The 575-nt window shown below is 44.2% G+C and carries 1 protein-coding gene; it reads right to left on the bottom strand.

Translation table 11 applies throughout. From position 1 onward, the window contains the following. The coding region (locus ACWHAR_RS30185) for an FAD-dependent oxidoreductase (protein ID WP_452088816.1) at positions 1-575 on the bottom strand (575 nt) is incomplete at both ends.

Genomic DNA, 575 nt, shown 5'->3' with positions numbered 1-575 from the left:
CCTTCATATTTCACTTGGATTTCTACTTGTTCTGCCACATCTTGAGGAACCGGCACTTCTGGCGGCGCCAGTTTTGTGACTGTTTCATAGTTCATTTCAGGACGTTTCATCAAGTCTGTGCCACGAACTCCATCTTTCAATTCGCTTCCGCCAAGAGAACGGATATATTCTTGATTTTCCGGAGACGGCTTGATAATTACAGAATGAAGACGTTTTTTCTCCGCCTCGATCGCCGCTTTTTTCTTCTCAAAAGCCGCATAGCGCTCATCAGAAATCAATCCAATGCGGTGTCCGATTTCTGTCAGACGCAAATCAGCATTGTCATGTCGAAGCAGCAATCTGTATTCAGCACGTGATGTCAAAAGACGATATGGCTCATTGGTACCTTTTGTCACAAGGTCATCAATCAGAACACCAATATAGGCGTCAGAACGGCTTAGAATTACTTCTTCTTTTCCAAGCGCTTTTCGTCCTGCATTGATTCCCGCCATAATCCCTTGTCCCGCAGCTTCTTCATAACCGGATGTTCCGTTAATTTGGCCTGCAGTGTAAAGGTTTGTGATTTTTTTTGTTTC

The sequence above is a fragment of the Bacillus sp. LR--39 genome, from assembly GCF_053613335.1.
This window is presented reverse-complemented; position numbering and strand designations above follow the sequence as displayed.